A 319-nucleotide genomic window follows, 5' to 3' on the forward strand; every position below is an offset into this window, starting at 1 on the left:
CTCAGCGAGCAGACCGCGCGTGGCCTGCTCGAACAGGACCGTCTGACGCAGATTGCGATACCAATACCCGCCATCCATCGGAGTGTCGGCATCCAGCCACTCCCCCGTCAGCGTCGAGAAGAGCGGGACCTCGGCAGCCTGCGGGGCAACCCCCTCCAACGCCTCGCCGATCTGCTGCTCGATCTGCTCCACGTAGAAGGAGTGCGAGGCGTAGTCGACGGGGATCGTGCGCGCACGGATGCCGTTCGCGACGCACTGCGCGACCAGTTCCTCCAGCGCCTCGGCCTCACCGGAGACCACGATCTGGGCAGGGCCGTTG

1 protein-coding gene is annotated in these 319 nt (G+C 67.1%); it reads right to left on the reverse strand.

Features of this window, described 5'->3' with window-relative positions:
• The coding region (locus ADL01_RS24950) for an acyltransferase domain-containing protein (protein WP_159049625.1) at positions 1-319 on the reverse strand (319 nt) is incomplete at both ends.

This window comes from Streptomyces sp. NRRL WC-3618 (assembly GCF_001280005.1).
In the GTDB taxonomy this organism is placed as follows: Bacteria; Actinomycetota; Actinomycetes; order Streptomycetales; family Streptomycetaceae; genus Streptomyces.